Below are 13,890 nucleotides of genomic sequence, written 5' to 3'. Positions count from 1 at the left end.
ACCAGCAACGAACGCAAGCGATTCTTTCAAACACAATCATCCCTGTGGAAGGATACCGCTCCCTTCTTTTTTCTTAGATAATGCTCTTCTTCGGGCTAGGACTCCCTATCACTCGGAATCCTCACACGGTCTTGCCAAAGTTCATCAAAATAATTCTGATACCCCAAAAAAGACTATCTGAGTATTTCATTCAGGCCCTCGAAGACTCGAACGTCCTCTCTTTGAAGAAGAGTTGAACGCAGTTCTTCTCTGCTATGGTTTTCAAAGACATATTGCATGAAGCTGTAAATTGCTCTGTAAAGATAGCCCTCTCCGCCATCCTTCATGAATGAACCTGTAAATCCCAAATAACGGGCCAACGGAGAAAGATGATCCAACATTGCAAAGTCGGGATGCTTGGCCTCTGGTATCCTTATATGAAAGGGTGGAACGGAGCTGGACTGTATCATGTCAGAGATTCTTCCCGATTCCTCACGATACTTCCATTCGTCGGTTTCCATAATCAATGAGGGAATCTCAACCCCTCTCTCTATCTCCTCATCGCTCATTGCAAACAGAGCAGGATCAAATGAGAGCAGTGCCTTAATCCTTGGATCATTGATTGAAGCAAAGTAGACTGCTCCTCCTCCGCCCGAATGACCAAATGCTACCAGTCTACTAGTATCGAAGCTTCCCGCTAGTTCGTGGTCGCTTCGATTTAACCGTGCTAACCAATCTATCACGAAGGAGAGGTCTTCTGCCATCAGTTGCATAGAAAGTCTGACCCCTTCTTCGAATGTCTCGACGCCAGGAAGGTCCATCACCCTTTCCCTGTCAAAATGAAATTGCGTGCCGTCGGAAAACTCAACCACCGCCGCTCCATAGGGGTGTTCTACTCCTATCACGACAAACCCTCTACTGGCCAAGTACTCTGCAAAAGAAAAATACAATGGAACAATAGCAGGAGTTCCCGGGGACAGGATGACCACGGGCAAGTTTTTCGCGTCTTCAGAAGGCACGGCATTTATAAAAGAGTTCGTCTTGACTGATCTCAGAAACTGGAATAATACGGGAGGAAGATCGTAGTTGTCAGCCAGGCTATTCACGAACAGCCTGTGACTCCTGAACCACGGACTTCTTCTCTTACCCTCAGTCTCATCTGCCGGATACCATATATCAATAACCAGCCGCCTGGTCATTTCGACATCGGAAAAGGGGTCAAACCTCGTCTCATCATTTAGTTCGACTACCTGGAGACCCACTTCATACTCTCCTCCGGGATCGGGAATTTTCGCCGTAGGAAAGAGATAGGAAAGAATTCCCAGCGCCGCTATCGCGAGTACTCCTATGATTAGGCCAATATCAACGGTTCCACGAGTTCTACTCAAAACAATCACCTCTTTCCATTATTGCACAGAATAGCTTGGGGCAAGAATAATTGGTCCGCCGGTCGACTGTTTGCTGAAACCTCTCCCGAAGATGTTCGATTATTTCTGCCATATAATGTTATAGTTGGTTCTGAGGAAGATTATCTTCTTCTGGGAGAGTGCTATGAGAAAAGCATTATCAACTGCTTTCTTCGTTTTAGTTTTTCTGGTCGTTTTTGCTGAAGCAGAGTACAGATTCAGCGGTGATATTGACTATCCGCCGTTTGAATATGAGAATGAACGAGGAATTCCAGTAGGATTCAATGTTGATATCCTCAGGGGGATTTCCGAAGCTCTCGATTTCGAAATAGAGATAGAACTGCGTACCTGGACTATCGCGCGGACCACGCTTGAGAGTGGTCAAATTGACGGTTTGCTCGGAATGTACTACTCAGAAGGAAGAGATTCGCTCGTAGACTTTTCCAATCCACATATAGTCCTTCATGGGTCCATCTTCTCCAAAAAACTTGCCGGCAAGTTTTCTTCGTTGAATGATTTGAGAGAGTCAAGAATAGCCGTGCAGAAGGGCGACGTTATGGACGAGATTGCCTCCAACGAGCTGGTTGGGAGTGAAATCGTGAGAGTTGAGTATCCTGAGATCGCTCTCAGGATGCTTAATGAAGGGCAGGTTGATGCCGTATTGCTCGGTACTTTACAGGGACTCTTTCTGATTGATGAACTCTCTTTTGAGGATGTTGTAATGTCCGACAATCCCTTTGTCCGGCTCGAATACTGTTTCGCAGTGAGAGAGGGAGATCGAGAGTTGCTCTCTTTACTAAATGAAGGGCTCTCGATAATCTCTTCAAATGGTGAATACAGACGAATCTACAACAAGTGGTTTGGAAGCATTAACGGTACGGAAAAAAGCGGCTTCTGGCAGATTTTTCTCTTCTTCTTTCTTCCTGGTGGAATGATTATTCTTCTGGTACTTGGCGGTATGTATTTATGGAATAGAGCTTTGAGAAGACAGGTCAGGGAGAAAACGGCTTCATTGAGTGAAAGGCTTGAAGAAGAGAAATTGGTTGAAGCTCAGCTCTCGCTTTCCATAAAGAGGTACAAATCGATGTCTGAAACAATATCCGATTACTACTATGAGGTTGAATACTCAGACAATGGGGGAGATCCAGAAGTCTGGAGAAGCAACTCCTACGAAAGGATCAGTGGATACAGTATCGACGAACCGCAACTTCAGAAATTTGACTGGGAGTCGATAGTCCATCCCGACGATCTCGATTCTTACAGGAGACATTTGGAGAGCGTGAAGTCTGGCAACAGTCAGCAACTTGAGTACCGAATCATCCGCAAAGACGGCACTTTGAGATGGGTAAACGAGTTCTCAAGACCGAGTTACTCAGACGGAGCTTCCGACATCAAAAACATTTGCGGCGCGATCAGAGACATAACCGACGAAAAACTCGCTAAAGATGAACTGGAAAAGACGAAAGAAAAAGTGTCCAAACTCCACGATGTTGCCCTGAAGATGGAGAAGTCAAATGAAGAGGACACGATATATCATTCGATAATTGACGCTTCAGTCAACATATTCGGCATGGATAAGTTTGGACTGTATCTATTCTACAATCAGGAACTCGTAACTCTTGAAACCGAAGGGGAGGTTTCACCCCTCCAAGGCTACCTTTTCAGGAGCGGAATCTTGAGAGACTCTATAGAGAGCGGGAGATCAGCGTTCATAGATGCCGCTTCACTTCGCAAAGTAATCCCCGATTGCAGCGTATCGATTTCCATAGTTCCAATGAAGAGCATAGGCGCCTTCGTGTCGTACCATGAATCTCCTATGAAACAGGAGGAAGTTAAACTTGTCGAAACAATGATGGCTCATGCAGTCGAAGCGATTTTCAGAATAAGGTCAGACAGAGAGATTCACTATGTAACCTTCCATGACTCCCTTACTTCTCTCTACAACAGACCTTTCTTCGAAGAAGAGGTGGAGAGACTGAATGTGAGGCGTCAAATGCCAATGAGCATAGTTATGGGAGACGTCAATGGACTGAAGATTGTTAATGACGCTTTCGGCCATCTGGAAGGTGACAGGCTGCTGAAAGCCGTAGCCGAATGCTTGAGGTCCTCTATTAGATCTGACGATATTATTGCCCGATGGGGAGGTGACGAGTTCATAATGCTTCTTCCCCAAACCAACACTCAGTCTGCGGAATCTCTTGTAAGCAGAATCAAGAAGGCCCTTGCTCAAATAACGGGATTCGATCTGCCGATTAGCGTTTCATTCGGGATTGGAACAAAATCCGACGTCGATCAGGATTTTCGCGAGACGCTTGTTTCTGCCGAAGAGAAAATGTACAGAGACAAGCTCCTTAACAACATTTCTATGAGAAGCAGAACGGTCGAGGTCCTTGAGAAGAGCCTGCTTAACAAGAGTTATGAGACGGAAGAACACACGGAAAGGATCAAGACTCTCAGCAGGGATTTCGGGAAATTCATCGGATTATCTGAAACGGAACTTGATAATCTTCTGCTCCTTGGCGCTCTGCACGATATTGGAAAGATAGCAGTCCCAGAGGAGATACTCACCAAAGCCGGCAGTCTGACCTCTGAAGAATGGAAGAAAATCAAGTCCCATCCCGAAGCGGGATTTAGAATCGCCCTCTCTTCGCCCGAGCTGGTGGGAATCGCGGATGAGATCTTGAGTCATCATGAATGGTGGGACGGCTCAGGATATCCCAGAGGGCTGGTTGGCGAATCGATTCCCCTTCTAGCGAGAATCATGTCAATAATAGACGCTTACGACGTTATGACAAGCGGAAGACCATACAAACACCCTGTATCCTCCGAAGAGGCAATCGAAGAGCTGCGCAGATGTTCTGGAAAGCAGTTCGATCCCGGGCTGGTTGACTCCTTTGTCAGTTTCTTGAACGTATGAGATTTTTCATTTATGTGTATTCTATTCTCTGACAAGCTCACGTAGTCTAGATGTTACTTGTCGGAAAAGAGGTTCTTCGTTGTTGGCCAATGTGAAAGGGCATTCAATCCTCAGAACGATTACACTCTGTCATCTGAAGCGAGACCTGATACAGCAGCTTTTCCTGAATCGAAAGGCCTGATCACTACATCGGCTATCCACTGTGTGTGATGATCAACCAGGAAACAGTTGATAGCCCTTTCTGAGGTTCACAATCATTCAGTAGGTTTGGTACTCTCCAGAAGGCGCATCTTTTTTCTTGCCTCTTTGATCCCCAGTTTCTTCAGAATGTACTTTCCAAGAGCATATTCAAAGGGAAACCAGGAAACGTGTCCAATCGGCACTATGTATCTCTTGGGTCGGCCGAAAGCCTCCCATAACTGTTTTCTCGTCTGTACTGGAAGGGCTTTGTCAAAAAGCGCCTCGATCATGGTCACTTTTTCGCTATCATTGAACCGGGCATAAGCAAGGGGATCAATTTTGAACAGGGGATGAAGATCGGATTCCAGTAACTCCGAAGCACTCTTCATTTTCTTGACTGCCAAAGAGTCTTCTTTGAATCTCGCGTTGAGTCTCTTCTCATCGTTGAGATAACCTTCTTCACCGGAACCGCTTCGAAGCGACAGGCGAATTGACTTCAGCACTGGGGACTGCCAGATTATCTTGGCGATGTTGCCTCCAACGGTCATCAGAATCAAGTCGTTTATTCTCTTGTCAATTGCGCTGACTATTGTGGAGACCATACCTCCGAGGCAATAGCCGAAAAGGCAGTTATTGTCCCACCAGATGTTTTCTTGCTGGAGCAAATCTATGGTCGTCATGGTATCTACAACGGCCTGTTCCCAGAACGCTGTCAGCCTTCTCAAATCAGGCGAGAAAAAGTCCTTTCCGCTAGTAGAACCACTTGCCGTTCTCGTATAGTTTCCCGGAAGAATCATCACAGAGGCTTGGAGACCGGCACTTGCCAAATGGCTTCCCATCCAGAAGAGGAAGGGAATATTGACTGTGCCCAAACCGTGAAGTATCAGTATCGAGCCGACAGAGCGTTCTCTTGGAGAAAAATGATAGATCTCTACGTTTTCTGTCCCCTTTGTACAATTCTTGTAGAGAGAAGCATACTTTATGATAGAGCACCGATAGTGTTTACCTTTGAATATATAACCACTGGAGAACTCTATCTTCTTTTTTTCATAAGAGAAGTCGGGATTCATTCGGAGCTCCTCATTTTCCTCGTGCTCAACATACTGCTTCCGGCCTCGTCAGAGATAATTACTGCGGCCTTAGATCTATTTACAATTTCCTGAAGAACGGTCGAAAGAGCATTTACTGAAACCGGGTCTAGCCCCAGCAGGGGTCTTACGAATACATAGAGATCACAGGCATCGAACCTCAACTGAGAAAGCTTTTTGTCTTCCTCAGACACGAGGCCGGAGAACCCCGGGATTCTTTCAAGACCCGCAAGAAAACTCTTGACTGAAACAACGCTCTCCTTGTTCAGAATGAAGCTTTTCTTGAGTGACTTGGATGATTTGAAACTCCCCGATTTCTTCAGCATCACCTGAGAAACAAGTCCTGTATTCTTAAGGTTTGAGCAGAAATACTTTTCGGCTGGAGTAGAAGACGATCTGGAGGAAAACCTATCGAAGAAACTCTTCGCCTCTCTAAATAAAGGGACCGAGTTGTCTGTAAAAGGATCCTGTCTGATCATAGCTCGTGTGAATGCTCTCACCAGCTCTCCACTTTCACAAAAGATATTCAGAACCTCTCCTCTTTTCAAACTGAGATCTTGCCCTGAACCGGCAAGGTTACTTATTTCAATCAGCAGTTCTCCTTCTGCGGGAAGTATTGAGAAATCGCTCGAGGCTCCCATTCTCTCAAGTATCGCTCCCCTTTCGATCGGGCATGGTAGGTACTCAACTCCCGACTCGTCCATAAAAAGGAGATGATCTGCCATTAGCATCAAGTCTGGATCGGTGGTTACAACAAGGACTGCGGTTCCTTTATTCTTGATCACTTCAATCATTTGGAGAAGCCGCTTCCTGGATTCTGTCTGCAAAACTGAGAACAGATCATCGATCATTAGAACTTTGGGCTCCGAAAAGACAGCAGCTGCAAACTCCAGCAGCGCCTGCTCGTCAGATGAAAGTGAAGAGACTTTTGACGAAGGATCAAAGCTTAGACCAAATTTGGAAAGCAGTCGCGAAGCCTCGCTGTTCATCTTTTTTCTGCTGATTGTAAACTTGCCGGATCCAAGAAAGATATTCTCAGCGACTGTAAGATCGGGAACAAGCATATATTCTTGATAAACGGCACTTAGACCGATCCGCCTCGCCTCAACAATTGACCGCAGTTCGACGTGGTGACCGTCAAAGACTATCTCGCCTGAATCCGGACGGATGTCCCCGCTCATCATCTTGATGAGCGTCGACTTTCCTATGCCGTTCAAACCTCCTAGAACAGTCAGTTTTCCACTCTCCAGATCAAAACTAACAGCTTTCAGAATTCTCTTGCCACTGTATGTCTTCTCAATTCCTCTAACTTCAAGAATACTCATCCGGCCTCAACTCCAGTTGAGAAAGTCCTCGCAACCCTTTTCCGGGAAATCCGCGAAGGATCACGCTTGATTCAATACTATCAGATCCAAGCCATCCATCTTAATTGATGAGTGGAATCAGTAGGTACATCTTGCTTTTCTTGCCCACCATTAGAAGATTCCCCTTTTTCATCAAAAGGAGAATCAAGGAATCGTTGATCCTCGAAAGAGCGGACTGCAGCTTTCTTGGATCTAGCTGGATCACGAACTCTTCTCCACTGAAGGCCGAAATTTCACACTCATACCTGAGGCTGCCGGCTTTGAGAAACAACTTCAGTTTTTTTCCATCCGATATCATAAGAACAGAAAAGCCGCGCCTGGATAGCCTTGTGATCTTTCGTAAAGCAGAAAGGAAGGCCTTTTTCTGCACACCAACTCCCGAGGCAGTCTCACCGAAGAGAAAGGATGGTGGTTTGGGAAATTCAGTTTCATCCGTGCAGATTGAAAAAAGCAGCGTCCCTGCCTTTAATCCCAGCTCGGAAATCCCGCTTCCAGCATCAAGCACTTGTGTTTTCAGCAACTCTAACGTCTTTACGAGATGTCTGACGGTTACGTACTGAAGAGAGAAGTGAAAGTCAGTTCTCGGCTCATATTCGAGAATCGACAGCAAGACCAATCTACCGGCCGATGCTGCAAGAATCGTTTCGCTCCCCTTAGAGAAGATCTCAACGGTATCGCCTTCCATAGATGCTGCGGAAACGAAATTCAGAGATTCGTTGAACTCTTTCAAAGGAAAACGCGAAGAGAACTCAAACTTTCTTTCCATGGCAGGAAGCGCATCATCTCGAGCTTTCTGAAGGCTTAGAGTCTCTGAATCAGTCTTAATTTCAATGGTTTCGCCTTCAGAGGAGAAAGAGACAAAGGACTTTTCGTCTGAGCTCTTCAAAGCTCGAGCGTAATCTATTGGAACAGAATAGACACCGGTGAAAGGATCAACAGGAATGCTGGATGAGAACTCAAGCTTCAGACACCCGTCTGTCGCAAAGAACTTCAGACCCCTTCTATAATAGATCTGAAAATAGCGATAGGAGGGCTCAACTGTACCTGACACCCTTCCAAATAGATCTATCAACTTTGAATAATCCGAGGAAACCAACCTGAAATTCATCTCAATCCTCAGAACAGCCTTATCTGTTCTTTCTCGGCGAGCCCCTTCAACGCACCATACTTTCTCAACATTTCTACACTTGTTTTGTTTAGAGAAGTTCTCCTAACCAGATCCTCAACCGAAGAGAATACCCTCTTCTCTCTTTCCTGCTCGATAGATCTCGCTGCTTTATACCCCATGTTCTGTAGTCTGTTGAAGGGTATCCTGAGGGATTTGCCTTCAATTAAGAATCTCGTAGGATGTGATTTCATGAGGTCAACATTCAAGAAGTTGAATCCCCTGTATATCATTTCCATCACTACTTCAAGGAGTGTCTCCTTCGCCCTGTCTTTCACATTTCTGTCTTGATCAGCTCTTAATCTTATTATCTCCTTTTTGATTGAGTTTGTGTCCGAGGTACAGATGTCTATATCAAACTCTCCGCCTTTAATCGAAAAATAGGTGCTGTAAAAGGCGAGGGGATAGTGTACTTTGAAATACGCCACTCTGTATCCCATACTAACGTATGCAGCGGCATGTGCTCTGGGAAAGAGATACTTGATCTTCTTACAGGAATTGACAAACCACTCAGGAGCACCGCAAGACCTTACCTCTCTTTCATCCTCTTCGCTTAAGCCCTTACCCTTTCTGACCTTCTCCATAATCTTGAAGGCATCTTTTGGCTCCATTCCCCTCGCAATCAGATAGTTCATTATGTCATCACGACAGGCAATGACATTCGACAGCGATGCCTGCCGAGAAGTGATAATATCTTTAGCGTTGTTCAACCACACATCTGTTCCGTGTGAAAGACCGGAGATTCTGACAAGCTCACCAAAGGTAGAAGGTCTAGTATCTGAAAGCATACTACGAACGAAAGTAGTGCCGAACTCTGGAATCCCAAGGGTTCCCATGTCCGTTCCTAGCTCGTGATACTTGACACCTAGGGACTTCAAAGAAGAAAAGATTGACAACGTTTCCGGATCATCCATAGGGATCTTTTCAGGATCGACCCCAGTGATGTCTTTCAACATCTTGATGAAAGTGGGATCGTCATGACCCAGAGCATCTATCTTCACAAGATCATCGTGTATGACTTCATAAGCAAAGTGTGTTGTCAACGTTGAACCCTTCGTATCATTTGCGGGGTGCTGTACCGGTGTGAAACTATGAACATCCATGTCTTTTGGCACGATCATCAGTCCGCCGGGATGCTGACCAGTTGTTCTCCTGACACCTACGATTCCTCGCGCTATTCTCTCCTGTTCTGCTCTTCGAAGGTTTCTACCGCTCTTTTCTGAATAGGCTCTGACAAAACCGAAGGCTGTTCTTTCGGCAAGAGTAGAAATTGTACCGGCCCTGAACACGTGATCCCTTCCAAACAACTCTTCGATGAAAGAATGAGCGCGCTCCTGATATTCACCGGAGAAATTAAGGTCAATATCAGGCACTTTGTCTCCCTCAAATCCGAGAAAAGTCTCGAATGGTATGCTCTGCCCGTTCTTCGACATCTTCTTCCCGCAGATGGGACAATTCATATCGGGAAGATCGTAACCGCATTCGAGATCAGTTTCTGGAAAGATCGACTTACCACATTCAGGACAGAGATAATGTGGGTGGAGCGGGTTTACTTCAGTTATACCGATTACGTTTGCCACTAGAGAGCTGCCTACGGAACCTCTTGAGCCAACAACGTAACCGTCTTCATTAGACTTCTTCACCATCTTCTGAGCAATCAGATATAGAACTGCGTATCCGTGGCCTATAATGGCTTCAAGCTCTCGATTAAGCCTTCTTTCAACGATCTCTGGCAAAGGACTGCCATAGAGACTCTCGGCATTCTCGATTGCCATTTTCCGTACCTCTTCATCAGCTCCTTCGATTACTGGAGGGTGAAGTTTGCCCTCAACGGGTGTCACTTCTTCAATTAGCGAAGCTATGTATCTGGAATTGTCAATGACTACTTCTCTGACAATTATCTCGTCTTCAAATATCTCGCTTGCTTTATCCAACATCTCTTCTGTAGTGTGGAGATACAGCGAAGGTTGGTTCTGGAAGTTATCGTAATCCTGAGCTGCATTTATCGCTGCTCTGAAGATATCGTCATGAGGATTCAAGAGATGGACATCCCCCGTCATTACAACTGGAATGTTCAATCTCTTTCCCACCTTATAGAACTCCCGGTACATTTTCGCAAGCGTTTCCCTCGACATATTAGTCTCGCCTTCCGAAGTGTCGATGTTATCCAGTGGCATGACTTCAATGTAATCGTAAAACTTTGCGATCTCCTCGAGTTCATCAGTACTCGCTCCACCTATATAGGCTTTAGACAGCTCCCCGGAAACGCATGCGCTGCCAATTAGAAGGCCTTCCCTCATATCAGCGAGCAAGCTCTTGGGGATTCTTGGCTTCATGTAGAAATACTTCGTGTGAGAAGCTGTGACCAATCTGTAGAGATTCTCCAGTCCTTTCTTGTTCTTTGCAAGTATACTTATGTGAAAGGGTTTCAACGAATCGAGATTCTGGTTCTTCCTGAGTTTCTCAAGTTCATTCACATTCTGAACCCCTCTCTTCTTTGCCAGCTGAACAAACTTTTTCAGAACTTCGGCCGTCACCTTTGCGTCTTCGAAAGCTCTGTGATGATCGAAATGACCTAGCTTCAACCGTTTGACAACATTATCGAGGGAATAACTCTTCGACCTGAAAAGGCTCTTTGCGAGTGCCAGGGTATCGATGCACGGCATTTCCCAGTCGCCTCCGAAGTGCTTCTTCACTGAATTGCGGACGAATCCATAATCGAAAGAAGCGTTATGTGCAACTAGTATGCAGCCTTCAGTAAACTTCGTGAATTCGGGAAGCACCTCTTTGATCGGGCGTGCTTCGGAAAGCATATCTTCGGTAATTCCCGTCAGGCTTGTGATCATTGCCGAGAGTTCTTTTTCCGGCTTCACAAAGGTGGAGTAAGTGCCTAAGACTTCACTTCCCTTCATTTTGATGGCGCCTATTTCAATGATCTCATCTTCTTTGGGATTGAGACCGGTAGTCTCGAGATCAAAAACCAGGAACAAAGCGTCATCGAGCGATGAGTCTTCTTCATCCAGATTCATTGATATCTGCTGGGAGTCGTTGATCATGTAACCTTCCATACCGAATATTGGCTTGATTCCCTTCTTCTTTGCAGCAAAATAGAACTCGGGAATGGACTGGACCACACCGTGGTCGGTTATCGCGGCGGCCTCATGTCCCCAATCCTTCAAGGTATTGACCAGTTCTCGAACATCCACAACCGAATCGAGAGCGCTCATTTTTGTATGAAGATGGAGTTCAACTCGCTTCTCAAGAGATTCGTCAACACGTTTGGGAAGAGCTGTTCTCTGTATGTCTCTCGGAATAAGGATTTCGTCTTTCATCCAGCTGTCTGTTTCCATCTTCCCCCTGATAGTTATCTCATCACCCTCGCGGAGCTTCTCTGAAAGAGAGCGGGCGTTTTCACCAATTAACTTCACCGTGAGAGAGTCTGTGTGGTCAGTAACGTTGAATGTGAGGATGAAAATCTTACCGTTCCTACTTTCAAGTCCGAAGACCTTTCCTCTCACAACCAGATCGGATTCATTCCCGAGAACTTCCTTCATCTTCCTAGAAACGGCTCTTATCTCTCTGCCCATCAAGACTGTATCGACTTCATCCGAAGAAACGGTTGTCTCCTTTTCTACCTCTCTTTTAGAAACTTCTTCATTGATCAAATCATTCTGATCGTCTCGGATATCTAGTATTACTTCGAATGGAATGGCTTTCTTGCAAACCTTTTCAATTGCCTTTCTCAAGTCCTGTTTTTTCGCACCGATTCGCTGAAAAGAGAACTGATCGTGAACAGTAATCAATATTCTGTCATCACTGAATACCATTTCTGAAGAAGCCAAATATGAAGACGCCCCATTTGTGAGCTTCAATATCTCTCTGAACTGCGCATCACTAACTCCCTTTGATATTTCTTCATCGGCATCGACTGTTCCGCTTCCCACGGGCTGGAAATAGAGACGGACCGAGGACTTGAGGAACTGAGAAGCCTTTTCGAGAAATGCAGACTCCAGAAAATCCTTGAGCTCTATGCTGACCTCACATCCGATCATGATCATAATTTCTTTTGAATCGCAGTCGATAGATATCTCTGATACTTCTGTGCCTTCACATTCTACTGACAAATCGGCTTCGATAATATTCGATAGAAGTCTTTTTATTGGGAGCTCTAAATTCCTCATGCACAGCTTCATGCCTTTCGAACACCTCCGGGAAACTTCCTTGCGGCAAGGTGACACCAGGCTACCGCAAGAGCATCGGCAGCATCATCGGGTCTCGGAGTCTCCTTCATCCGCAGAAAGGCTTTCAAAGTCCTCTGAACCTGTCCCTTCTCGGCTCTTCCGTAACCTGTAACCGCAAGCTTCACTTGATGGGGAGTATATTCAAAAATGGGCACTTCATGTCTCCTCATAGCAAGAAGAATCACTCCCCGTGCTTCGCTAACCTGTATCGCAGTGGTGACATTCCTGAAAAAGAAAAGCTCCTCAACTGCCGACTCGTCGGGACTGCATTCCTGTAGAAGTCTTTCCAGCTGATCATGGATCTTCAGAAGTCTGTCTGGAATCGGTTCATCGGGTTCGGTTCTGATCGCTCCATATGAAACGAGTTCAATCTTTGACGCCCTCATCTCGAGTACACCGTATCCAACAGTACCAAACCCCGGATCAATTCCCAGGACCCTCACACAAGCCGGCAATTACCAGCACCTCCAAAAAAACGAATCATGATTATAGAATATGCAAAATAGCATTTACAGAGCCTCATACGGTCACAATCTTCAAATGCAAAATCGACATCGCGCATTTAGATCAGCTTGACCAATAATCCGGTGATTATCTTGAAGTTACCGCCCTGAATATATTCTAACCGCGTACTGTCAGAAAGAAGTTAAGCAGATATTGACCGGAAGATCTTTTTCCTGATGCCTATCTTCTGAAACTATATCAGAAGGTACTCCATCAATGAAAAGAGAGCCCCTAAGGACTCCCTCTGGCGGGGACGACGAGACTTGAACTCGCGGCCACCGGTGTGACAGACCGGCATGATAACCAAACTTCACCACGTCCCCAAACATAAAAGATTCTACATTACTCGCATCTTTCTGTCAATAGCCCGATATGCCGTGATGATATTGGTGTAAATTGAGAAGGCCAAGCAATAACTACCGGCAAATGAAGTGATCCGTCGTAAATGATCTAGAGCAAACCTGAACATGAAGAACTTATCATCACCGGGAGGTACCACCAAGTTCTGGAGAGAACTACATATAGCCTCATATGTCTTTTTATGATTCAATACGTACACGCGTCGCGTACACTACATTTTATCGTGTACTTCTCTTAATAATCACGGTCATATTACAATATTACTGTGAAAATCTGCGATTTAGGTAACACAGGACAGCTGTTCACGAATATTTAGCGCTAAGCATATCTGATTTTGTTTATTACTATTTTTCTATATGACATATATGGTGATATTATTTCAGTCCCTTAACTAACTAGAAAGGAGGGAACTCTGATGTTTAAAAGGTGTTTTTTGATTTTTTCTTTCGTATTCCTGTCGATTTTGACATTTGGACTGACTGGAGGCGTGATCGCAAGAGTGGAGGACCCAGGTTGCTATTTGTATGAATGCGATTGTTTCTTGTATTCAGAATTTTCTTACAGCAAAGAGTTGATAATTAATACGAGATTTGTACCTATGCAGTATATTGCTGTATTTCTCCAGAAGCACGTCATTACGACGCAAACAACAACCCTTTGAGTGTATTTGCAAGCGCTTGCGGAGA

The 13,890-nt window shown here is 45.3% G+C and carries 8 protein-coding genes and 1 tRNA gene; 2 read left to right on the top strand and 7 right to left on the bottom strand.

Features of this window, described 5'->3' with window-relative positions; all coding sequences use genetic code 11:
* Window positions 1–173: 173 nt before the first annotated feature.
* Window positions 174–1,367, bottom strand: a complete 1,194-nt coding sequence (locus tag Y697_RS12935; RefSeq protein WP_121552193.1) for a hypothetical protein — start codon at window positions 1,365–1,367, stop codon at window positions 174–176.
* Window positions 1,368–1,530: 163 nt separating this feature from the next.
* On the opposite strand from Y697_RS12935, the gene Y697_RS12930 reads away from it, so the two are divergent.
* Window positions 1,531–4,302 carry an HD domain-containing phosphohydrolase gene (locus tag Y697_RS12930; protein ID WP_121552494.1) on the top strand — a complete coding sequence of 924 codons (2,772 nt, stop codon included), beginning with the start codon at window positions 1,531–1,533 and terminating at the stop codon, window positions 4,300–4,302.
* 254 nt (window positions 4,303–4,556) lie between these two features.
* Here Y697_RS12930 and Y697_RS12925 read toward each other — a convergent pair whose 3' ends face one another.
* The 6 genes from Y697_RS12925 to Y697_RS12900 all read right to left on the bottom strand — a co-directional run bounded on the left by Y697_RS12925 (window position 4,557) and on the right by Y697_RS12900 (window position 13,167).
* On the bottom strand, window positions 4,557–5,552 hold the full coding sequence (locus Y697_RS12925; RefSeq protein ID WP_121552191.1) for an alpha/beta hydrolase: 996 nt from the start codon (window positions 5,550–5,552) through the stop codon (window positions 4,557–4,559).
* Window positions 5,549–6,895: an ATP-binding cassette domain-containing protein gene (locus Y697_RS12920; protein WP_121552189.1), complete on the bottom strand. Its 1,347-nt coding sequence runs from the start codon at window positions 6,893–6,895 to the stop codon at window positions 5,549–5,551. The genes Y697_RS12925 and Y697_RS12920 overlap by 4 nt, the downstream gene beginning before the upstream one ends.
* 100 nt (window positions 6,896–6,995) lie before the next feature.
* Complete coding sequence (locus tag Y697_RS12915) at window positions 6,996–8,042, bottom strand: hypothetical protein (RefSeq protein WP_121552187.1); 1,047 nt, start codon at window positions 8,040–8,042, stop codon at window positions 6,996–6,998.
* A gap of 8 nt (window positions 8,043–8,050) precedes the next feature.
* A complete protein-coding gene (locus Y697_RS12910) occupies window positions 8,051–12,292 on the bottom strand; it encodes a PolC-type DNA polymerase III (RefSeq protein WP_121552185.1) in 4,242 nt (1,413 codons plus the stop codon).
* A complete protein-coding gene (gene ruvC / locus Y697_RS12905; protein WP_183083834.1) occupies window positions 12,289–12,783 on the bottom strand; it encodes a crossover junction endodeoxyribonuclease RuvC in 495 nt (164 codons plus the stop codon). The genes Y697_RS12910 and ruvC overlap by 4 nt, the downstream gene beginning before the upstream one ends.
* A gap of 306 nt (window positions 12,784–13,089) precedes the next feature.
* Window positions 13,090–13,167, bottom strand: a tRNA-Asp gene (locus Y697_RS12900).
* Window positions 13,168–13,619: 452 nt separating this feature from the next.
* Between Y697_RS12900 and Y697_RS15040 the strand changes: the two genes are divergently transcribed.
* Entirely contained in the window at window positions 13,620–13,865 is a 246-nt protein-coding gene (locus tag Y697_RS15040) for a hypothetical protein (protein WP_259462566.1), read from the top strand.
* Window positions 13,866–13,890: the final 25 nt, after the last annotated feature.

Origin of the sequence: Mesotoga sp. BH458_6_3_2_1, assembly GCF_003664995.1 — a bacterium.
GTDB lineage: Bacteria > Thermotogota > Thermotogae > Petrotogales > Kosmotogaceae > Mesotoga.
Note: the sequence above shows the minus strand (reverse complement) of the source record. Positions and strands in the feature narration are given on the sequence as shown.

Excerpts from the sequence above, each read along its gene's own strand:
- Y697_RS12930 (WP_121552494.1), top strand. The coding sequence starts at position 1,531 with ATGAGAAAAGCATTATCAACTGCTTTCTTCGTTTTAGTTTTTCTGGTC.
- Y697_RS12925 (WP_121552191.1), bottom strand. The coding sequence starts at position 5,552 with ATGAATCCCGACTTCTCTTATGAAAAAAAGAAGATAGAGTTCTCCAGT.
- Y697_RS12920 (WP_121552189.1), bottom strand. The coding sequence starts at position 6,895 with ATGAGTATTCTTGAAGTTAGAGGAATTGAGAAGACATACAGTGGCAAG.
- Y697_RS12915 (WP_121552187.1), bottom strand. The coding sequence starts at position 8,042 with ATGAATTTCAGGTTGGTTTCCTCGGATTATTCAAAGTTGATAGATCTA.
- Y697_RS12910 (WP_121552185.1), bottom strand. The coding sequence starts at position 12,292 with ATGAAGCTGTGCATGAGGAATTTAGAGCTCCCAATAAAAAGACTTCTA.
- Y697_RS15040 (WP_259462566.1), top strand. The coding sequence starts at position 13,620 with ATGTTTAAAAGGTGTTTTTTGATTTTTTCTTTCGTATTCCTGTCGATT.